General features: G+C 52.1%; 24 protein-coding genes. 23 read left to right on the top strand and 1 reads right to left on the bottom strand.

Annotation, left to right across the window (positions count from 1 at the left end):
• The first annotated feature begins 422 nt into the window (after window positions 1–422).
• A complete protein-coding gene (locus N037_RS21300; protein WP_055726135.1) occupies window positions 423–839 on the top strand; it encodes a hypothetical protein in 417 nt (138 codons plus the stop codon).
• Between the two features lie 129 nt (window positions 840–968).
• Here N037_RS21300 and N037_RS21295 read toward each other — a convergent pair whose 3' ends face one another.
• A complete protein-coding gene (locus N037_RS21295; protein WP_020690983.1) occupies window positions 969–1,310 on the bottom strand; it encodes a hypothetical protein in 342 nt (113 codons plus the stop codon).
• Between the two features lie 149 nt (window positions 1,311–1,459).
• Between N037_RS21295 and N037_RS21290 the strand changes: the two genes are divergently transcribed.
• The 22 genes from N037_RS21290 to N037_RS21190 all read left to right on the top strand — a co-directional run bounded on the left by N037_RS21290 (window position 1,460) and on the right by N037_RS21190 (window position 21,808).
• Complete coding sequence (locus N037_RS21290) at window positions 1,460–2,461, top strand: terminase small subunit (RefSeq protein ID WP_032643366.1); 1,002 nt, start codon at window positions 1,460–1,462, stop codon at window positions 2,459–2,461.
• Window positions 2,439–3,746 carry a terminase large subunit domain-containing protein gene (locus tag N037_RS21285; protein WP_032643365.1) on the top strand — a complete coding sequence of 436 codons (1,308 nt, stop codon included), beginning with the start codon at window positions 2,439–2,441 and terminating at the stop codon, window positions 3,744–3,746. Before N037_RS21290 ends, N037_RS21285 begins: the two co-directional genes overlap by 23 nt.
• Before the next feature lies 1 nt (window position 3,747).
• Entirely contained in the window at window positions 3,748–5,136 is a 1,389-nt protein-coding gene (locus N037_RS21280; RefSeq protein WP_032643363.1) for a DUF4055 domain-containing protein, read from the top strand.
• Between the two features lies 1 nt (window position 5,137).
• The gene (locus tag N037_RS21275; protein ID WP_032643361.1) at window positions 5,138–6,235 is read left to right on the top strand and encodes a phage minor head protein; all 1,098 of its coding nucleotides are present in this window, start codon (window positions 5,138–5,140) and stop codon (window positions 6,233–6,235) included.
• 79 nt (window positions 6,236–6,314) lie between these two features.
• Window positions 6,315–7,091, top strand: coding sequence for a hypothetical protein (locus tag N037_RS21270; RefSeq protein WP_032643358.1), 777 nt, complete (start codon window positions 6,315–6,317; stop codon window positions 7,089–7,091).
• A gap of 11 nt (window positions 7,092–7,102) precedes the next feature.
• Window positions 7,103–8,056: a major capsid protein gene (locus N037_RS21265; RefSeq protein WP_032643356.1), complete on the top strand. Its 954-nt coding sequence runs from the start codon at window positions 7,103–7,105 to the stop codon at window positions 8,054–8,056.
• Window positions 8,038–8,337, top strand: coding sequence for an Ig-like domain-containing protein (locus tag N037_RS25135; RefSeq protein ID WP_197278587.1), 300 nt, complete (start codon window positions 8,038–8,040; stop codon window positions 8,335–8,337). Before N037_RS21265 ends, N037_RS25135 begins: the two co-directional genes overlap by 19 nt.
• Window positions 8,338–8,373: 36 nt before the next feature.
• Entirely contained in the window at window positions 8,374–8,856 is a 483-nt protein-coding gene (locus N037_RS21260) for a DnaT-like ssDNA-binding protein (protein ID WP_032643354.1), read from the top strand.
• Between the two features lies 1 nt (window position 8,857).
• Window positions 8,858–9,208 (top strand): hypothetical protein, encoded by a 351-nt coding sequence (locus N037_RS21255; RefSeq protein ID WP_032643352.1) that lies wholly within the window; start codon window positions 8,858–8,860, stop codon window positions 9,206–9,208.
• 1 nt (window position 9,209) lies between these two features.
• On the top strand, window positions 9,210–9,794 hold the full coding sequence (locus tag N037_RS21250) for a hypothetical protein (protein WP_032643347.1): 585 nt from the start codon (window positions 9,210–9,212) through the stop codon (window positions 9,792–9,794).
• Entirely contained in the window at window positions 9,791–10,201 is a 411-nt protein-coding gene (locus tag N037_RS21245; protein WP_032643344.1) for a DUF4128 domain-containing protein, read from the top strand. Before N037_RS21250 ends, N037_RS21245 begins: the two co-directional genes overlap by 4 nt.
• Before the next feature lie 69 nt (window positions 10,202–10,270).
• Entirely contained in the window at window positions 10,271–10,942 is a 672-nt protein-coding gene (locus N037_RS21240) for a phage tail protein (protein ID WP_032643342.1), read from the top strand.
• A gap of 64 nt (window positions 10,943–11,006) precedes the next feature.
• Window positions 11,007–11,321 (top strand): phage tail assembly chaperone, encoded by a 315-nt coding sequence (locus N037_RS21235; RefSeq protein ID WP_032643340.1) that lies wholly within the window; start codon window positions 11,007–11,009, stop codon window positions 11,319–11,321.
• Complete coding sequence (locus N037_RS21230; RefSeq protein WP_032643338.1) at window positions 11,318–11,629, top strand: DUF1799 domain-containing protein; 312 nt, start codon at window positions 11,318–11,320, stop codon at window positions 11,627–11,629. Before N037_RS21235 ends, N037_RS21230 begins: the two co-directional genes overlap by 4 nt.
• Window positions 11,626–14,538: a phage tail tape measure protein gene (locus N037_RS21225; RefSeq protein WP_032643336.1), complete on the top strand. Its 2,913-nt coding sequence runs from the start codon at window positions 11,626–11,628 to the stop codon at window positions 14,536–14,538. Before N037_RS21230 ends, N037_RS21225 begins: the two co-directional genes overlap by 4 nt.
• Before the next feature lie 120 nt (window positions 14,539–14,658).
• Window positions 14,659–15,015 (top strand): hypothetical protein, encoded by a 357-nt coding sequence (locus N037_RS21220; protein WP_032643333.1) that lies wholly within the window; start codon window positions 14,659–14,661, stop codon window positions 15,013–15,015.
• A gap of 62 nt (window positions 15,016–15,077) precedes the next feature.
• Window positions 15,078–15,425, top strand: a complete 348-nt coding sequence (locus N037_RS21215; RefSeq protein ID WP_032643331.1) for a phage tail protein — start codon at window positions 15,078–15,080, stop codon at window positions 15,423–15,425.
• On the top strand, window positions 15,422–16,177 hold the full coding sequence (locus N037_RS21210) for a phage minor tail protein L (RefSeq protein ID WP_032643328.1): 756 nt from the start codon (window positions 15,422–15,424) through the stop codon (window positions 16,175–16,177). Before N037_RS21215 ends, N037_RS21210 begins: the two co-directional genes overlap by 4 nt.
• A 1-nt stretch (window position 16,178) precedes the next feature.
• On the top strand, window positions 16,179–16,907 hold the full coding sequence (locus tag N037_RS21205) for a C40 family peptidase (protein WP_032643326.1): 729 nt from the start codon (window positions 16,179–16,181) through the stop codon (window positions 16,905–16,907).
• Between the two features lie 73 nt (window positions 16,908–16,980).
• Window positions 16,981–17,496, top strand: a complete 516-nt coding sequence (locus N037_RS21200) for a hypothetical protein (protein WP_050511272.1) — start codon at window positions 16,981–16,983, stop codon at window positions 17,494–17,496.
• Between the two features lie 106 nt (window positions 17,497–17,602).
• On the top strand, window positions 17,603–18,202 hold the full coding sequence (locus N037_RS21195; protein ID WP_032643324.1) for a tail assembly protein: 600 nt from the start codon (window positions 17,603–17,605) through the stop codon (window positions 18,200–18,202).
• A 51-nt stretch (window positions 18,203–18,253) separates the two neighbouring features.
• Window positions 18,254–21,808 carry a host specificity protein J gene (locus N037_RS21190; RefSeq protein WP_032643321.1) on the top strand — a complete coding sequence of 1,185 codons (3,555 nt, stop codon included), beginning with the start codon at window positions 18,254–18,256 and terminating at the stop codon, window positions 21,806–21,808.
• Window positions 21,809–21,844 lie beyond the last annotated feature (36 nt).

The raw sequence follows: 21,844 nt of genomic DNA, 5'->3' as shown, positions 1-21,844 counted from the left end.
ACACCTCGGCGCAGCCCAAGAAAATTAAATGTACTTATAAGATAAAAAACCTTGTTCTACTCGGAAAGCGGCATACAGTGACACTCATAGAAACAAATGAGGTCAGGAATGTACATTAGAATGTTAACCATATGCCTGGCGACTATGTTGATCGCGAGTTGCGCACAAACTGGACCTGCAAGAGTTGAGGTAATAAACACGGCTTGAGATTGGGTTAAACCCTCTATGGAACGGATCTCGACTGGGATATGCTGGAGTAGCAGACGAAGAAGGCCATACTGACGCACAACAAATCGTGGCGGACGAACTGCGAAAGGCTGAGCGCATCGATGTCATCACAACAAGAGTAGGGGTTGGAACGATTGCCGCAACAACTGTGATATGTCTGATTAAGTTGCATTTTTTAGCTTTGGATATTCATAATGACCTCACACAAAATTGGTGAGGTCATTATGTCTACAGGTAGAGTAGTTTTAACGGACTTAAAATCCGACAACAATTCTGTTTTTACATTGACAGCGTTAGGGAACAGAGCAGTGACATACCTTCATGATCTTGATAGTGGTCATGCCGAGTATTGCCTACATCATGCTCATTTCTCCCGTGAGTTCAGCATAAAGATCGATGGTACCAAAAGGGCTATCTCTCTATTCCATGATGGAAGAAAAGTATTCACATTAGTGGGGGAGGTAATTCATAACAATGAAATGTACCGCTATGGGCAAGAGCCGTTTAATTTAAAACCACTCAAAGTTGGTGATGAATTACACGCTACAGATCACGCTAACCCTAACCCAATGAATAAGCTTGTACTGAAGATTATCAGCTTAAACGCTTAATGAATCTCTTATCCAGCATGTCTGATTTTCATCCTAGCCACTGGCACATGCTGGTGGCTTTTTTGCTGCCATCACCATAGGTAGACCCATCGTAATCGCAATAACCGATTGATGAAGATGAAGAAAGAACTAGTCCTCCTCTTCTTCCTCCATTAAATCGTCATCTGATTCATTTGGCGGAACAAACTTGTCAGTAATCCTTACTGGAGCCTTGCGGTATTTACGTACCATTTTCGCTTCGATAAAAGCGAAGACCTCGTCCAAATCAATCATGACAATACCCTCATCTAGACAGGCTACATAAAGCTTAGCAAGTGTAGTGTCGTGAAGCTTAGAGGTCCCCAGTAAGTCACGCATTTGCTTGCGATCTATAAGGAAACGCCCGCGAGCTTTCCCTCCAAATGCTTCCTCATAGATTTCTACATTCATTATATGTGCGACTTCATTGATTCGTTGCTGAGTTACCTTCATTTCATCACTCCGGATCTAAAATGGTTTTCTATAGGTGGTCTTCACTATCTATAGTGCATCCATCAATGCATTTGGTCAAGTGATGTGTACTCTATGGGTGGAAATTGGTTCACTTTTTGAGTTTGCATTGAACTAGGGGAACTTACTTTATGTCAAAACCGGACTGGGGCGTGCTTCATCAACGGTTCCTGTCCGTCCATGCCGTAACCGGCATATCACCGAAGGAGTGGTGTGAGGCCCAGGGACTGAACTACGCTACCGCCCGTCGATATATCAAAAAACCTACTCCGCAAACTGCGCAAAAACCTGCGCAAAAAAAAATGCGCACTGCGCAGAAAGATAAAAGCGCAAATGAGCTGACAGATGATGATGGACTTACTGCTCAGCAGCGCTTATTTGTCGCGGAGTACCTGAAGGATGGCAATGCCACACAGGCAGCTATCCGGGCTGGCTACAGTAGTAAATCAGCTGAACAAATCGGCTATCAACTCCTTCAGAAAACTTCAGTTGCACAGGCCATTGCACAGCAGCAGAAGGCCTCTATAGCTCGCACGCTTGGCAGTGCCGATGAAGTCCTCGCTCAGATGTGGCAGCTCGCCACTTTCGATGCAAATCAAATCTCACAGTATCGCCGCGGTGCGTGTCGCTACTGCTGGGGCTTCGGTCACCACTACCAGTGGCGCGATGCTGTTGAGTTCGAAGAAGAGAAAGCGAAGGTTGAAGGTAAAGAGGGCGCGAAGCAGCCAGAAGACACTGGCGGTTACGGCTACGACCACAATAGGGAGCCTAACCCCGAATGCCCGCGCTGCAATGGTGACGGCATTGGGCAGCCTTACTTCCCTGACACTCGCAAACTCCCGGCAGCTTCTCGGCTCGCTTACTCCGGCGTGAAGGTCGGCAAAAACGGCGTCGAAATTACAGCAATCAGCCGCGAGCGGATGTTCGAAGCGGTAATGAAGCGCCTGGGCCTGGCCGACAGCGAGTTTGCACAACGTCTGCAGCAGATTGAAATCGAACGTCGGCAGCTGGAGGTTGAGAAACTCCGTAAAGAGCTGGCCGGTGATGGTGAGGACGATGAACCAACCCCAGTGCAGATCAATATCAACGTAGTGGATGCGAGGGCAGACGATGGGGATCAGCCCGACACTTAACATTCCTCAGGCGCGCTTCCTCGCGATGCAGCACAAATTCAAAGCCTACGTTGCCGGGTTCGGTTCCGGTAAGACATGGGTGGGGTGTGGCGGGATCTGCAAAGGGATGTGGGAACACCCGAAGATTAACCAGGGTTATTTCGCGCCGACGTACCCGCAGATCCGTGACATCTTCTACCCGACGATTGAAGAGGTGGCATTTGACTGGGGTTTAAGCGTCAAAATTAACGAGGGGAACAAAGAGGTTCACTTCTACGAGGGGCGACGGTACCGCGGGACCACAATCTGCCGCTCTATGGAGAAGCCCGGCTCGATAGTTGGTTTCAAAATCGGTAATGCGATGGTGGATGAGCTGGACGTCATGGCGGCTGCCAAAGCGCAGCAGGCATGGCGAAAAATAATCGCCCGAATGCGTTACAACATTCCCGGTCTGAGAAATGGAATTGACGTCACGACAACGCCGGAAGGGTTCAAATTCGTTTACCAGCAGTTCGTGAAGGCGGTACGTGAAAAGCCAGAACTGTCGGCCCTGTACGGTCTGATTCAGGCCAGCACGTTCGACAACGCAAAGAACCTGCCGCCTGACTATATTCCATCGCTCCTGAGCTCATACCCTGACGAACTGATTCAGGCCTATCTGCGCGGCAAGTTCACCAACCTCAACAGCGGGACCATTTACCATACGTTCAACCGTAAGCTGAATAACTGTTCTGACGAGATTCAGGATGGGGATCCGCTCTTCATCGGTATGGACTTCAACGTGGGGAAAATGGCCGCGATTGTTCACGTTAAGCGTAATGGCCTACCACGCGCGGTTCGCGAGCTGGTGAAGGTCTACGACACGCCAGCGATGATTAAGCGCATTCAGGAAGAGTTCTGGCGCTACGAGGATGGTCGCTACGTTAAAAGCCGGGAGATTTACATCTATCCGGATGCCTCTGGCGACTCACGCAAATCGCAGAACGCCAGCAAGACCGATATTGCCCAGCTTAATGATGCCGGGTTCAGCGTCATTGTTGATGATGCCAACCCGCCGGTTAAAGACCGCATCAACTCGATGAACGCCATGTTCTGCAACGCCAACGGCGAGCGCCGCTATTTGGTTAACGTGCAAAACTGCCCGGTTTATACCGAGAGCCTCGAGCAGCAAATCTGGGCGGCCAATGGCGAACCGGACAAATCAGCTGATAACGATCACCCCAATGATGCTGGTGGGTACTTCATCGTGAAGGATTACCCGATCGTGAAACCGGCATACTCAATCACCATGGACACCACTTTCTGATATGGCAAACGACGACATCACCTGGGTTCGACCAGAACACCGGGCGGCTTCTGCTGCCTGGCGGAAATACAGGGACTTCTGCAAAGGAGTTGAGGCCGTAAAAGCGGCGGGAAATAAGTATCTGCCTTATCTCGACCCAACCGATAAATCCACACGCAATCGCAAGCGCAATGAGGACTATCTAAGCCGTGCGGTGTTCTACGCCATTGCCGGTAATACGAAGATCGGCATGCTTGGGATGGCGTATCGAAAGGACCCCACGTTTAACGGTCCTGAAAAGCTCAAATACCTATTGGACAATGCTGACGGGGCTGGTACCAGTATCTATCAGCAGTCGCAGCTGGTGGCCGAGAACGTGCTGGAGGTTGCGCGAGAGGGCATTTACGTCGATTACGCTGCAGAATCCGATGAGGCGATTATTCTCCGTTATCCGGCAGAGAACATTATCAACTGGCGAACAAAGCGAATTAACGGGCGCGATCAGTTGGTGCTGGTGGTACTGCGCGAATGCGTAGAAGAGCCGGATGGTTACTCTTACAAGGATGAAATCCAGTACCGCGAACTAGCGCTGGAAGAAGGGCGGTTCATCTGCCGCGTATGGCGCCGGGCTGGTGGCTCCGCGAGCGGAACCTACACTGTTGATAGTGAGTACCACCCAAAGCCGAAAGGAAAGGACTACTGGGACGAAATCCCGTTCACCTTTGTCGGTGCTCAGAACAACGATCCCACTATCGATGATTCACCGCTGGCCGCACTGGTGGAGATAAACCACGGGCATTACCGTAACAGCGCTGACTATGAAGACAGCGTATGGTTCTGTGGCCAGGTGCAGCCGTACATGACTGGGCTTGATACTAACTGGCGCGATCACCTCGAGAAGAAGGGCGTGAAAATTGGTTCCCGATCACCGCTTTTGCTTCCCAAGGAGGGCTCGTTTGGTTATGCCCAGGCACAGCCGAACATGCTGGCTAAAGAGGCCATGGACAGCAAACGCGATTACATGGTGCAGCTTGGTGCCCGGCTGATTGAGCAGAACGCCACGGCGAAGACGGCGACGCAGGCTAGCGGTGAGCAAACATCATCAACATCGGTGCTCGGTATCTGCGTTTCAAACGTTTCTGAGGCCTATACGCTGGCGCTGGGATGGTGTGCGAAATACCTTGGCATCAATGGTGAGACGACGAGTTACACCATCAACCAGGAATTCATTGCTAAGGTTGCCGAGTCGGGCATGGTGACGGCAATCGTCAACGCCTGGCAGTCCGGTGCGCTGCGCGATAGCGATATGATTCGAGCACTACAGAAGCTTGACCTTATCGACCCGGCAGACAGCCCGGACGAAGTGATTGATGCACTTCGCAACCAAGCCCCCACATTGACCGGTGGCTGATATGGCAACAGTAAACGAAAGCTTGCGCGATGAATCAATCGCACATTCCATCTGGTTAAGCCGCTACGCCACCGGCGTGGCAAACCGGATGGTGAAGTTGCTTAACGAGACGGATGCTGACCTGTTGGCACGTCTATTGGATGCGCTCGACAGATTGCCTCCTGAGAGCTTCACCGTTAGCCGTCTGCAGAGTTTACTGGGCAGCGTGCGCGAGCTTAACCACCAAGCCATAGCGACCATGCAAGCAGGGCTCGAGGGTGAGCTGGTGGCGCTGGCAAAGAACGAAGCCAGTTATCAGCTGAGCCTGTACGATTCCCTTCTGCCATCACAGGTCCTGTCACAGTATCCGCTGCAGGGCATCACCGCCGATATGGTATATGCCGCGGCGATGGCGCAACCCTTTCAGGGGAGGCTGCTGAGTGAGTGGGCGGAGAATCTGGAATCGGACAGGCTGGCGCGGATAGTGAACGCTGTCCGCAGGGGGTATCTTGCCGGCGACACGGTAGAAACTATAGCCCGCAATGTTCGTGGCCACGCCAACAAAGACTATCGCGATGGCGCGCTGCAGATGAGCAGGGCAAATGCAGCCAGCATCGCTAAAACAGCCGTAAATCATCTGGCTGCCACAGCACGCAACAGCTTCATCAGTGCCAACAGCGATATCGTGAAAGGCAAACAGTGGCTGTCTACGCTGGACAATAAAACAAGTCATGACTGCATTGTTCGTGACCTGCTGCGCTACACCCTCGATAACAAACCGGTCGGGCATAAGGTGCCTTATCTACAGGGACCCGGGAAGATTCATTTCTGCTGCCGTTCTACTGAAACCCTGATCCTCAAGTCGTGGCGCGAACTCGGCATCGATATCGACGAGATGGACGAGGGGACTCGTGCCAGCATGGATGGACAGGTACCGAGGAAAACCTCGTATCTGGAATGGCTCGCGCGCCAGTCGGCACAACGCCAGGATCAGGTTCTGGGTGCCGAGCGTGGCCGTCTGTTCCGCGCGGGTGAAATCGACCTGGCTGATATGTTCACTGACAAAGGCGAATGGATTAGCCTGGAGCGGCTCAAACAGCTTTCTGGCACCGAAACCTGACAACCAATCCTTTCTACACGCCCTGGCATCCGCCGGGGCTTTTTTATGGGCGAGGCCCGACAAATCCCGAGGGGAAATTATGTTAATTCGAAACATGCTCATTAAATATTATTCGGCGGCTGGTGAAGAAGATAAATCAGGCGGTGGTGGTGGCGCTCCTGAAATCACTCCCGACATTCAGAAGCTGATTGATGAGCAGGTGTCGGCTCAGGTTACAGGGCTGAAAAACAAAAACACTGAACTGCTCGGAAAGCTCAAAGAGTCAACCGAGTCCCTCAAACGCTTTGACGGTATCGACCCTGACGCAGTGCGTGGCATCCTGCAACGTTTTTCCGACGACGAAGAGGCGCAGCTTATCGCTGGTGGAAAAATTGATGAGGTTCTGAATAAGCGCACTGAACGCCTTCGCGCCGATTCGGATAAGCAGATCAAAGCAGCAAACGAACGTGCGGATAAAGCCGAAGCGTTCTCCAACAAATTCCGGGATCGCGTTCTGGGTGATGTTATTCGTGCCGCAGCGCTGAAAGCTGGCGCGCTGGCTGAAGCATCCGACGATCTGATCCTGCGTGCCAAAGGCACATTCCAGCTCAACGACGAAGGCGAGGCCGTAGCAGTTGATGCAAATGGCGATGTTCTGTTCGGTAAAGACGGCAAAACCCCACTAAGCCCGCTTGAGTGGGCGGAGTCTCTTAAGGAGACGGCTCCGCACCTGTTCCCGCGCGCCGAAGGCACCGGCGCAGGCGGACACAAATCAAACAGCGGTGGCAGCCTGAAACGTTCCGAAATGAGCGCCAGCGACAAAGCGGACTACATCCGCAAACACGGCCAGCAGGCCTTCCTCAAACTTCCGAAATAAGGGATTAACCCATGTCTACCACTGTTAATACCGACCTGGTTATTTATGACGACCTGGCGCAGACCGCTTTCCTCGAGCGCCGCCAGGATAACTTGGCAATTTTCAACGCGTCATCCAACGGAGCGATCCTTCTGGATAACGAGCTGATTGAAGGCGATTTCCGCAAGCGAGCGTTCTACAAGGTGGGCGGCTCTATTGAATCGCGCAATGTGAACTCTGTCGATAAAGTCACAGGTAAAAAAATCGGTGCCGGTGAAGCGGTATCAGTTAAAGCACCTTGGAAATACGGCCCGTATGAAACCACGGAAGAGGCCTTTAAACGCCGTGGCCGCTCCGTTGATGAGTTCTCCGAAGTTATCGGCGTTGATGTCGCAGATGCCACGCTGGAAGGCTACGTGAAATACGGCCTGAAAGCGCTGACTGCGGCGATTGGCGCTAACGCGGACATGGTGGTCACCGCCGATATCGAAACTGACGGCAAGAAGACCCTGACGCGCGGCCTGCGCAAATACGGGGACAAGTTTAACCGCGTGGTCCTGTTCGTGATGCACTCTGCCACTTACTTCGACATTGTTGATGAGGCGATTGCCAACAAAATCTACGAAGAGGCGGGCGTGGTGGTTTACGGCGGGCAGCCAGGCACGCTGGGTAAACCTGTGCTGGTGACCGACACAATGGACGCTGATGCGATCCTTGGGCTGGTAGCTGGTGCGGTTACCGTCACCGAGTCTCAGGCGCCGGGCTTCCGTTCCTATGACATCAATGACCAGGAAAACCTTGCGATCGGCTACCGTGCTGAAGGCGTGGTTAACGTCGATCTGCTTGGCTACAGTTGGGATACCGCCAAAGGTGATAACCCTGACCTGACCGCCATCGGCACTGCGGGCAACTGGAAGAAACACTTCACCAGCAACAAATCTACGGCAGGCGTGCTGATTAAACTGGGATCCGCTGTGGGGGAGTAACGCTGTCAGCGGATAAAACCTCCGCAACTGCTGACAGCACAGACGCGGTAACTGTTTCTCTGAAGTACACGCTGAATGGCTCCGGTGTATCCGGTAAAACCGTCGCGTGGACGTCCACAGGTGGCACGCTTAGCACGGCCAGTTCTCAGACGGGATCAGTTGGTGGTGCAACGGTGAAACTCACATCAGACGCAGCTGGCACCTTCACGGTAACCGGTACTGTAGATGGAGTGGCGAAAACCACTGAAGAGATCACCTTCACTGCGCCTGCCGGGGAATAACGAATGGGGCGAAAGCCCCATAAACAGGATGATTCGATGGTCAATACCGATATCACCTCTCCTGATGCCAACAGCTACGCCAGTGAAGAGGATCTTGCCTCATTTGCGGAAATACGCGGCATTGAACTGCCTGACAAGCTCACATCTTTGCTGATTAAGGCAATGGATTACCTGGAGGGGCTGGACTGGGTTGGCTCAAAAGCCGACCCTCGACAGCCGCTGGCCTGGCCACGCGTGAATGTCGTTCTGGATGAACATGATTTCCCGCCGGATGAAGTTCCACGGCAGGTTATAACCGCGCAGTGCATGCTGGCGGTAGAGGCAATCGACGGCGATTTACTCTCCAGCGTGCGCGAAGCCGCTGTGAAAACTGAACGTGTGGAAGGTGCTGTAACCATGACCTACGCGGTCGCAGATGGCGAAGTCTTCACGCCGTCTTATCCTGCCGTTATGGCGCTGCTGGGCGACCTCGCTGGTGGTCGTGGTTACGCCATCAATGCATTTGCTGAGAGGGCCTGATATGGCGATTGATTACCAACGTATGCAGGCCAGAACGACCCGCATGCTCAGGCAGAACGGCGCGACGTACAACGTCACCCGTAAAGGCTCGGTAACGGTTATCGGCGGCGTTGAGCATAAAACTGAAGCGGTACGTTTTACTGCTGTGGGCGTGAAGACTGAATACGCGCCAGGCGAAATTGATGGAACGGTCATCGTTAACGGCGATGTGCAGATCGTTTTTACGGCAGAGCAGGAAATTAAAATAGGTGATGTGGTTGATATTGACGGCACAGCCTACCGTGTTGTCAAACCGAACCCGGCAAAACCTGCCGTGCTGGTGCTCTGCTACAAAGCGCAACTGAGGGCTTAGCATGGGCGAGAACACGGCTTTCCTGGCTGAAATTACGGCTTTCGTTAATAAGGCGAAAACAAATCAGGAGGCAGTGGTACGCGCCGTCGGAATCAAAATCCTTAACCAGCTGGTGGTGATGTCCCCAGTGGGCAACCCGGAGTTGTGGGAAGTTAACCAGACAGCCGTGTCCTATAATCGCGCTGTTTACGACCACAATGAGGCGCAGCGGGCCAATCCCGACAACCTGACCAAAATCGGGCGACTGAAGAAAAAAGCCCGGGTGGTGGATGGGATGGATATCAAAGCACCGCCGGGGTATACGGGCGGACGCTTTCGCGGTAACTGGCAGGTGTCCTTTGATGCGCCAACGACTGACGAGACAGGCCGGGTTGATAAGACAGGTGATCTGACAAAAGCGGCCGGGAACTACACGCTGTCGCTCTTCAAAGTCGGGATGAAGGCCATTTATTTCTGCAACAACGTGCCCTATGCCTACCCGCTTGAAATGGGGCATTCCACACAGGCGCCAGGCGGTATGGTCCGCATAACTGCAGCTGAGTTTCAACGCTTCTTTGAGGAAGCTGTCAGAGAGGTGACTAAGTGATTCCTGATATTGCATCTGCACTGGCCGCCAGATTGGGTGCCTGGGCCGATGCCGAGGGCATTTCGGTTGCATGGGAGAACGTGCCGTTCACACCTCCTGCTAACGAGATGTACCTGGCCGTTCACGATATGCCCGTTACGCCGCGAACAATCGATCTCGGATTGCGCTGCCGGACTTATTCAGGCGTGTACCAGATTAATGTCGTGGCGCCAGCCGGCTCCGGCCGTACCTCCGTCGTTGCCCTGGCTGGCAGAGTAGCGGAATTGTTCCCCGAGGGGCTGGAAATTGCAGGCAAAGACTTTACCTGCTGGATTAGCAGCGCGCCTGGCATATTCCGCGGCGTCCCTACACCTGTGTCCTACTCCGTTCCTGTCAGCCTGAATTATCGGGCAGACATTATCAACTGATTCCCTCCGTGATGTCCCACGAGGGACCGGCCTTGAGCCGGTTTTCCCGTTTCTAAAGGAGTAACCATTATGGGCTTTGCATTGCCTAACGGCGCTCATGTCTATCTGGCATCGGGCTACGGCCCGGCCATTACTTTCACCGGCGCGACGAATGCTGAGCACGCGGTGATCACAGTTAGCGCCGCAGACGATATAGCGGTCGGCGATATCGTTCACGTGAACTGCAACTGGTCGGGTATTGATAACGTTATCGCGAAAATCGATGCGATTGCGGAAAATGCTGTAACTCTTCGCAACATCAACACCACCAACAAAAACAAATACGCGGCTGGTGGCGGTTCCGGCTCTATTCGCAAAATTGAAGAATGGACCGAGCTGCCACAAATCACTGAGCTATCGAAATCTGGTGGTGATCAGAACACCACGCAGATTCAGTTCCTCAGCGATGATCGCCAGCGCAACCTGAACACCTATAAATCCGCAGTCTCGCAGACCTATTCGATCGCGCATGACTCCACGCTTCCGGTATATCCATTGCTGCGCCAGCTGGACGAAGACGAAGAGACCGTGGCGGCTTACATGTACGTGCCGAAGGCGAAGGAGAACCGTTACTGGGCGGCCACGGCATCTTTTGACGACACGCCGACTACTGCGGTTAACGAGGTAGAAACAGTGAGTGTGGTGCTGAACCTGCAGTCACCGGCGATGACGTTCTACAAGGTGACTGACGCTGCCGCCTGACCCGTCAGAGCTTTCAATATCCTATGCCTCCCTTTGTGGAGGCTTTTTTTCGTAAGAGGTATCAATGGCTACCAAATTCACCCTCCAGCCCAAACCAACATTTAAGGCCAACGTCTCGATCCCGCGCGCCGGCGATGAGGATGGCGTGCTGACATTCACGTTCAATCATAAGCCACTTAAAGAGCTGGCTGATCTGGAAAAACTGGAAGGCAAAACCGCCACTGATTTTCTGATGGAAATCATTTCTGGCTGGGCACTTCCCGATGCTTTCAACGCAGAAAACCTGTCGGTGCTGCTGGAAAACTATCCGGCGGCGATGAAGGCTATCCCTGAAACCTACTATCGCGAACTGATGGGGCAGCGCGAAAAAAACTTATAGCGGTTGCCTCTGCATTCTATACGCCTGAACCCACAGCGGCAGACCTGGCGCCCTACGGGCTTACGCAGGATGACTACGACGATCAATATATCGACGTCTGGCCAGATGTATGGCCTTCATTCCTGGTGTTCCAGGCTGTCAGTACGCAGTGGCGCACGGGCATGGGAGGTGCATCAGGGCTTGATTACAACGTGCTGCCCTGGGTAATGCGCCTGCATCACGTCGAGGACGAGGCAACCGCGCTTTCGGACATCAGAATCATGGAGAGCGCCGCACTAAAAGTTATGCATAAAGAGAGGGCGGAATGAGTAACGACATCGCCACGATTTCCCTGCGCGTAAATACCAGTGAGCTGGAGCGCGGTAACCAGGCACTGGATCGCTTTCAGGAGACCGCGTCCGCCGCGGCAGGTAAAGCGGATGACCTGAACAGCACGTTCCGCACCGGTATCGATAACCAGAAGAAAAACAGCGAAAGCCTGAAGCAGCAGCGTCAGGAACTGCAGAACCTGCTGAATAAGATCAGCCCGGTAAACAAGGCGCTGGATGAACTGGACACTATCCAGGAGAGCCTGGCGAAATTTCGCGGTAAAGGGCTGGTGGGAGACGAGGATTTTACTCGTTACAACAGCGTGCTTGAGACGACGCGGGCAAAACTGGCACAGGTCATGGAGTCTGAAACCGCAGAGGGACGGGCTCGCATTGAACAGGCTCAGGCCGCGCAGCGTACAGCTGCGGCGGGCAAAACCTTTATCGATTCGCTGGAGGAGCAGGTCACAGCAATCGGAAAAACGCGCGCAGAACTGTTAGAGCTAAAAGCTGCCCAGCTCGGCGTATCCGATCGTGCTGCCCCAATGATCGCAAAGCTGAAAGAGCAGGAAGAAGCATGGAAGTCTGGGGCTATCAGCGCGGGCCAATATCGCAATGCTATGCGTTATCTCCCGATGCAAATGACTGACATTGTGACCTCACTCGCTTCCGGTATGCCGGTTTATATGGTTGCTATTCAGCAGGGCGGTCAGCTACGTGACTCGTTTGGCGGTGTAGGCAATGCTTTGAAAGCGATGTTGTCGATGGTGACTCCTGCCCGAGTGGCAATTGGCGGCCTGGCCGGTGCTGTACTGATTGCGGCCAAAGCGGGATCGGACTACTTCACCGCCTACGACGAAATCAACAAGGCCATTATACGGACTGGCAACATTGCCGGCACGTCAGCGCTCCAGATCATGGCTTCCTCCCAGTCTATTGCTGCCTCTACTGGCGCTACTGTAGGAACCGTTCAGAGTCTGATGACTGAGCTGGTTGGCATGGGATCGCTGACACAGCAGCAACTTGAAAAAGCAGCTGGCTCCACGGCGCTGGCGGTTCAGACCGGTATAGTCTCGGCGCAGGACATCACCAAAGCCTATAAGGACATCGAAAAAGACCCTGTTAAAGCGCTGCAGAGTCTCAACGAACAATATAATTTCCTGACCGTTTCACAACTTAAGCATGTTGACGATCTGATCAAGCAAAAGGACCAGACCGCGGCCGTTACGCAGGCTATGGACCTGTTTGGCGATACGATGGCAAAACGTGGGGAGCAGGCTTACGACTCGCTGACGCCGTTTGGTCGCCTGTGGCTGGATATCAAGGGCTGGGCGTCTGAGGCCATGCAGAGTATCGGTCAATGGGTAGCTGAACTGGCATCAAACACACTGAAGGAATTCAACGCAATTTATTACAGCGTTGCGATCGTTTTTCAGAAGCTGAACCAGATTATTTCTTCCTCTATCGCTGCCGCGATTAATCTCGTTCCCGACTGGGCGAAAACAGATACTTTGCAGGGATGGCAGGACTACAACGAACAAATGGCCGGCGCATATGGTGACAGCGTCTCTCAGCTGAAAAAAGACTGGGATGCGGCTGATATCAGTGCAGGTAAATACCTCGATACGACCAGAAAGATAAGTACCGCAACCACCCAGAAGGATCGGGAAGGAGTCGCTGCTTTTGGCAAAAAGACCAAAACCGGAAAGCAGGGCACTTTATCGGCTGGAGATCGCAGCACGGATGCTGCCCAGGCCGAATTGCTGGCGCTTCAGGCACAGTTACGCGCGCTGCAGCAGCATAAAGGGCTGAACGACACTATCAGCCAGCAGCGCAAAGATCTGTGGACGACTGAAGCGAAATTTCAGGTGCTGGAGGAGGCGTCGCGTTCACGTTTACTGACAAAGCAGGAACAATCCCTGCTGGCGAGTAAAGACCAGGTGCTTCAGTTGGCATGGCAGAAAGCCCTGTTAGGTGATCAGATTACCGCACAGGAACAGCTGAACAAGCGAATGGATACCTCGCAGAAATACGTCACGCAGATGGCAGAGAAGCAGGCTGCATTAGTGAACGGTGCCGGGATGAGTGACCGCCAGGCGCAGCGAGAGCTGGCAAAAAGTCAGCTCGCCGCCGGCTGGAAAAATACTGGTGGTTCGCTGGATGAAGAGGGATACCAGAAACAGCTTAAGGCAGCTAACGATTACTATGATGCTGAGGATCAGCTACGCGGTGACTGGCTGACCGGCGCGAAAAAGGGCTGGGCTGAATTTGAGGACAGCGCGACCAATGTTTACTCGCAGGTGCAGACGATTACCAGCAATGCCTTCACCGGGATGGCCAGCACCCTGACTGATTTCTTCACCACAGGTAAATCTAACTTCTCAGATTTCCTTTCCACTTTCCTCAAGGGCATCGCCCAGATGCTGACTCAACTGGCTCTGGTTAATGGAATGAAGTCAGCCTTTGGTGGAACGGGTATCGGGGCGTTCTTTGGTTTTGCCGGCGGTGGCTTGGTTCCCGGTTTTGATAGTGGCGGCTACACCGGTGATGGCGGTAAATACCAACCGAAAGGCGTTGTACACGGCGGTGAGTTTGTTTTTACGAAGGAAGCGACCAGTGCATTGGGTGTCGGCAATCTCTATGCGCTTATGCGTGGAGCACAAGGGTATGCCGATGGTGGTTACGTTGGTCGGGCACCAATGTATGGCCTGCAATCTCCTGCTGCTGGTGGCGTAAATGTTCAAACGTCTGTAGTCGTTCAAAACCAGAACTCTCAGCAGCAGACTTCAGGCAGCAACGACGCTATTTCACGGGCTTACAAACAGACCATCGATCAATCTGTTCGTGCTGGGATTGCCAAACAGCTGCAACCTGGGGGGCTAATCTGGAATGCAACGAAATCTAGATAATTAACAGGAACTCTCATTTGTAGTACCCCTATTTTTGGTAATCGTATCAAGAATACAGAGCATTCTCATACTGAGGTGTTATGATTATCTCCGTGAAATTAATAAGTTAAGGGTTTTTGAATGGCTTCAATTAAAGTGACAGCCCTATGGGTAGGGGATGGAAAATCAAGCATTTCATTCGTTTCTCCAGTCCTGAATGACAAAAAACTAAATTATGACTCTGCTGCCTTCGGTTTTGGTTTTGTAGAAAACTTTGAGATATGGGGAGTTGAGCGTTACCCATTCGTAATGGAAGAATTTGGGGATGGGTTAGCTCTTCTGGATTGGGGTTCAACAATCCAAAAAAACACCGCAACAATTGATATTCTTGATATCCCCCTGAATGTAGACGGTGTCATTACATATAACGAAACTGACGAGGACGGAATGCAGCGTGGCCCTTATGTCTACCGAATTTCGACCATAGAAACGTTTTAATACCTCGTATGCACTCTTGTGAATAACCCGCTTCTGCGGGTTTTTTTATGCCCGGAGGATAAGTGGCGATCCAAACATTCACTTGGCGAACCCAGATACAGGCAGGAATGGAGGGGGAGTTCAGCTACTCAACTCGTTCTGCATCCTTTGGTGACGGCTATGAGCAGATCGTTGGGGATGGAATTAATCCTGAAAAACAGTCCTGGCCAATAACCCTTACGGGAAAAAAAACTGAGATGCTCGATGCACTAAGGTTTTGCCGCGAACACATTACAAAATCCTTTATCTGGACATCCCCTGTTGGCGAAACCGGTTTATACCGGATTGAAGCTGATTCCATTAAAGCCCAGCCGCTCTCCAGCAAGGTCATAACCATTTCTGCAACATTCAAACAGGCTTACTCACCATGATTACCCGGGATTATCAACGCCTCGAACCAGGCGAAAAAATACGTCTTATTGAAGTGGACGGATCCACATTTGGCCTTGAGGACATTCTGCGCTTTCATGCATATAACTTGCCGCATACCGAAGAAGAGATTGCCACTGCTGGTGGCGACGTATCAAAGCTTAAGGCGAAGAGCATCTGGTGGCAGGGCGAAGAGTATGGTGCCTGGCCATATAAGCTGGAGGGGCTGGAAGCTTCTACTGATGGCGGTAGCGCGCAGCCTACACTAACCGTTGCCAACATAGACAGTTCTATCACCGCGCTCTGTCTTGCCTACGACGATATGCTTCAGGCCAAAGTCACTATTCATGACACATTCACGCATTACCTCGATGCACGTAATTTTCCGGATGGAAATCCCACTGCAGATCCCCTTCAGGTGAGGAAGCGGGTTTTCTATATCGACGGTAAAAATAGTGAGTTGCCCGGCGAGAGTATTGAGTTTGTTCTTACCAGCCCTATGGATCTGCAGGGAAAGATGATCCCTACACGTCAACTTCATTCTCTATGTACCTGGTGTATCCGGAATAAATATCGCACCGGTGACGGCTGCGACTATGCCGGCACGCTTTACTTCGACAAAAACAATAATCTGGTAAGCGATCCCTCATTGGATGAATGCAACGGTACGCTTACGGCCTGCAAGCTTCGGTTTGGTGAACACAATGAACTTCCTTTCGGTGGTTTTCCGGGAACATCTTTGATCAGGAGTTAACATGCGTCAAAAAACAATTCAGGCCATCCTGGCGCATGCAGCGAAAGAATATCCCCGCGAATGCTGTGGTGTGATAGCGCAGAAAAGCCGCGTGGAACGCTATTTCCCATGCAGGAATCTGGCTGCCGAACCAACAGAACAGTTTCACCTTGCGCCAGAGGATTACGCTGCTGCTGAAGACTGGGGCACGATAACGGGAATCGTTCATAGCCACCCGGACGCGACGACCCAACCAAGCGAACTGGACAAGGCTCAATGCGATGCAACGTTGCTGCCCTGGCATATTGTCAGTTGGCCGGAAGGAGACTTTCGCACCATTAGTCCTCGCGACGCATTGCCATTGATCGGGCGCCCGTTTGTGCTTGGACACTATGACTGTTGGGGACTCGTAATGAGCTATTACTGGCAGGAACATGGCATCGAATTGAAGGATTACCGTGTTGATTATCCGTGGTGGGAGGACTCCTATCCGGACAATTTCTATCAGGATTGCTGGTATGAGTGTGGTTTCCGCGAAATCGACGGTCCGCTGCAACCGGGTGATATGGTGATCATGCAAGTTCAGTCTAACAAGTGGAACCATGCCGGCATATTGCTTAAAGGTGATATTTTACTTCATCATCTTTACGGTCATCTCAGCCAGCGTGTTCCGTATGGTGGCTACTGGCAGGAAAGGACAATGAAGCAGCTAAGGCATGAACAGATAATTTCACAAAATTTGCTTACCTAGGTATGTTTGTGGCTTCCTTTTATAGCACCATGATATTAGGATTTATCCTACTTTTAGTCCAAAGGAAATGAACATGAAAAAAGTAGCTTTCTTAGTTTTAGGTATGATGATTAGCGGAGTTGCTGTTTCTGCCGAGTGGCATACTAGCTATAAAAATGATGAAATGAGAGGAACCGCACAAAAGTTTTCTCAAACAGAGTCTGATAACGCAGTAGACTTTGATTTTCCTTATAATGGAGGGTCAAAGTTAACTATAGTACTACGATCAAAGAAAACAGAATTGAAGGCTGGTCAGAAACCTGAATCACTACCACTGACTGAAGCTATAATCGTGATCAGTAAGGGCCAGTTCAGTTGTAATTCCTATGATGGATGTCATGTTTCCGCGAAATTTGACGATGGTAAAATCCAAAGGTATGCAATGTCTGGAGCAGCAGATGGTAGCTCAGATGTTATTTTCTTTGATAACTCATCATCTTTCATTAAGAACCTCAAAACCCATAAGAAGCTAATTCTCGAGGCGGATTTCTTCCAGTCTGGCTCAAGGCAGTTTAAATATGATCTAACCGGCCTTAAGACTGAGAAATGAATTTTCACAGGGACAGCATGAGCCATTAAAAACAAAGATTTTTATCATTTATTTTTTTAGTGTGACTATTTAAAACCCGCTGAGCGCGGGTTTTTTTGGATGATATATGCCATTCCTTATTCATGAACCTATTAGAACTATACGTCTCTATGGTGTACTTGGTGCTACGTTTGGCCGTGAATTTCAACTTTCAGTAGCCTCACCCAAAGAAGCCATCCGAGCGTTGTGTGTGATCGTCCCGGGCTTCGAGCGCTTTCTTAATACCAGTAAGCAGCGCGGCTTAACCTACGCAGTTTTCAGCGGTAAGCGTAATCTGAACAATGATGAACTGAGCATGGACCAGAGTTTCGCTGATATCCGCATAGCCCCAGTTATCGTCGGGAGCAAACGAGGTGGTGTTTTCCAGACCATCCTCGGCGTTGCCCTAGTTGCTGCCGCAATCTGGATGCCCGGAGTGGGCATCGCCGCGAGTAACATTATGTTCCAGATCGGTGGGGCAATGGCATTGGGTGGCGTAGTCCAGATGCTTTCTCCACAGACCACCGGGCTCGCCAGTAAGCAATCAGCGGATAACCAAGCCAGCTACGCCTTTGGTGGAGTAACAAACACGACAGCCCAGGGGAATCCGGTACCACTTCTTTATGGACGCCGGCGAATCGGCGGCGCGATTATTTCTGCCGGGATTTATGTCGAAGACCAGCAATAAATAAAAACCTTCTTCAGGCCACCTTCGGGTGGCTTTTTTTATGGGCGCAATATGGCAACTGCAATCGCTATAAAAGGCCGCAAGGGCGGCAGCTCAAGTTCCCGAACCCCTACCGAACAGCCTGATGATCTGCAATCTGTAGCAAAGGCAAAAATCCTCGTTGCACTGGGAGAGGGCGAATTTGCAGGGCAGTTGACTGCGAAAGATATCTACCTGGACGGAACGGCTCTGGAAAATGCTGACGGCTCTCAAAACTTCAGCGGCGTGACGTGGGAATTTCGCGCGGGAACTCAGGCGCAAAAATATATTCAGGGCATACCCGGTACCGAAAACGAAATCAGCGTGGGAACTGAGGTAACGAGCGTTACAGCGTGGACGCGCACGTTTACCAATACGCAGCTTTCAGCAGTTCGCCTGCGTCTGAAATGGCCATCACTTTTCAAACAGGAGGACGACGGCGATCTGGTCGGTTACTCGGTTAATTATGCGATTGACCTGCAGACGGACGGCGGCACATGGCAGACGGTACTCAATACCAGCGTGACCGGCAAAACGACGTCAGGTTACGAGCGCAGCCACCGTATCGATTTACCTCAGGCTGGCAGCACTTGGACAATCCGACTGCGTAAGATTACGTCTGATGCCAACAGCGCGAAGATCGGCGACACGATGATGCTGCAGAGCTTCACCGAGGTAATTGACGCCAAATTACGCTATCCAAATACAGCGCTGCTTTATATCGAATTCGATTCAAGCCAGTTTAACGGCTCTATCCCGCAGATCTCCTGCGAGCCTCGTGGGCGTGTTATCCGCGTTCCGGATACTTACGACCCCGAAACCCGTACTTATAGCGGTACGTGGACTGGGACATTTAAATGGGCCTGGACCGATAACCCTGCATGGATTTTCTACGACCTGGTGGTTAGCGACCGTTTCGGACTTGGGGATCGTCTTACAACGGCTAACATAGATAAATGGACGCTCTACCAGGTTGCACAGTATTGCGATCAGATGGTACCGGATGGCAAAGGCGGAAGTGGTACCGAACCACGTTATACCTGCAACGTGTACATTCAGGAACGCAACGACGCTTATACGGTCCTGCGTGATTTTGCTGCAATCTTCCGTGGGATGACCTACTGGGGCGACGACCAGATTGTGGCGCTGGCGGATATGCCGAGAGATGTTGATTTTACATACACGCATGCGAACGTTATTGATGGGCGCTTTACCTATTCCAGCAGCACCACAAAGAACCGTTACACCAATGCGCTGGTGTCCTGGTCTGATCCTGATAACGCTTATTCTGATGCGATGGAGCCTGTTTTTGAGCAGGCGCTGGTTGCGCGTTATGGGTTTAATCAACTTGAGATAACTGCGATCGGCTGTACCCGTCAGTCAGAAGCGAATCGGAAAGGGCGATGGGGGATCCTCACCAACAATAAAGATCGTGTTGTTACTTTCAATGTAGGGGAAGATGGCAACATTCCACAGCCTGGCTATGTAATCGCCGTAGCGGACCGAAATCTCTCCGGGCGCGACCTGGGCGGCCGTATCTCTGCGGCGAATGGTCGCGTGCTGACGCTGGACAGGGCGCCGGATGCTTCGGCAGCCGACAGGATGATTGTCAATCTTCCATCGGGTGTTTCACAGTCACGCACCATTCAGTCGATAACGGGCAATAAAGTGACCGTTACGACCGCTTACAGCGAAACGCCTGTGGCTGAGGCCGTATGGGTCATTGAGTCTGATGAGCTCTACGCACAGCAGTATCGCGTTATTACGGTAACTGATAATAATGACGGCACGTTCACAATCGTCGGTGCAAATCACGATCCGGATAAATTCGATCGCATTGATACCGGAGCCATCATTGACCAGCGGCCGGTGAGCGTGATCCCGCCGGGCAACCAGTCGCCGCCTGCGAACATCGTGATCAGCTCGTTTTCTGTGGTGCAGCAAAATATCAGCGTCGAAACGATGCGCGTGAGCTGGGACCTGGCGCAGAACGCTATCGCCTATGAAGCGCAATGGCGCCGCAACGACGGGAACTGGGTTAACGTGCCGCGCAGCTCCACCACGTCATTCGACGTCCCCGGGATTTATGCCGGGCGCTACCTTGTGCGCGTGCGCGCAATCAATGCCGCAGAAATTTCATCCGGATGGGGCTATTCAGAAGAGAAAACGCTGACGGGTAAAGTGGGCAACCCACCGAAGCCGGTTGGCTTCATCGCTTCTGAAAACGTGGTATTCGGTATCGAGCTGAACTGGGGATTCCCCGCGAATACCGACGACACGCTGAAGACGGAAATTCAGTACAGCCTGACCGGTACCGAAGACGATGCGATGCTGCTGGCCGATGTGCCTTACCCGCAGCGCAAATATCAGCAGATGGGCCTTAAGGCTGGGCAGATTTTCTGGTACCGCGCGCAGTTGGTGGACCGCAGCGGCAACGAATCAGGTTACACAGAATGGGCGCGCGGTCAGGCCAGTATCGATGTGTCCGACATCACCGATGTGATCCTGGAGGAGATTAAAGACTCGGATACGTTCAAAGACCTGATCGAGAACGCGGTGGACAGCAACGAAAAAATTGCTGGTATGGCTGACGACATCAAACAGGCCAACGACGAACTGGAGCAGCAGGCGAAGGATATCGCCAAAAATGCTCAGGACGTCGGGAAGGTTCAGACCAGCGTTAATGAGCTTTCGAGTACGATCGGTGAAGTGTCGTCTTCCCTCTCAGAGCTTGAGCAGACCGTTGCGACGGCTGATACCGCGCTGGGCCAGCGAATTGACAGCATCAGTGTTTCTATGGAAGGCATGACGGGCGGGGTTAAGAACTCAGCCATTGCCATTATCCAGAACGGGCTGGCACAGGTGGCTGCGCGTAAAACCCTGTCTGCATCGGTCGCCGGCAACAGCGCGAATCTGGACCGTATTGATGAGGTGATTGTCAACGACAGGGAGGCAACGGCGCGCTCGTTGCTGAGCCTGCAGACGGACGTCAACGGCAACAAGGCATCCATCAACAGCCTGAATCAGACGTTCTCCGACTATCAGCAGGCTACGGCCACTCAGATAAACGGCATAACGGCGACGGTGAACGGGCATACCTCAGCCATTACAACAAACGCTCAGGCCATCGCGAACGTAAATGGTGACCTCAAAGCAATGTACAACATCAAAGTTGGTGTCTCCAGTAACGGGCAGTATTACGCCGCGGGTATGGGGATCGGCGTTGAGAACACGCCATCCGGCATGCAGTCGCAGGTTATCTTCCTGGCAGACCGCTTCGCAGTTACTCACCAGGCCGGAGCTACCGTTACGCTTCCGTTCGTGATTCAAAACGGGCAGGTAATTATCAGGGATACGGTAATAGGCGATGCCACTATTACGCGAGCGAAGCTGGCTGAAACAATCAGCTCGGTTAACTACGTACAGAACCAGGCTGGCCTGTCCTTAAACTTTAGAACCGGCACGCTTGAGAACTACGGTTCAACTGCGGGTGAAGGGGCCATGAAGCAGACTAATCAGACGATTAGTGTTAAGGATGCTAACAATGTACTGAGGGTTCAGATAGGGAGAATCACCGGCACATGGTAACGGGAGGCCTCTTGCGTGGCCTCTTTTTTCAGGAGA

The sequence above is a fragment of the Enterobacter sp. EGD-HP1 genome (genome assembly GCF_000733275.2).
Classification (GTDB): domain Bacteria; phylum Pseudomonadota; class Gammaproteobacteria; order Enterobacterales; family Enterobacteriaceae; genus Enterobacter.
This window is presented reverse-complemented; position numbering and strand designations above follow the sequence as displayed.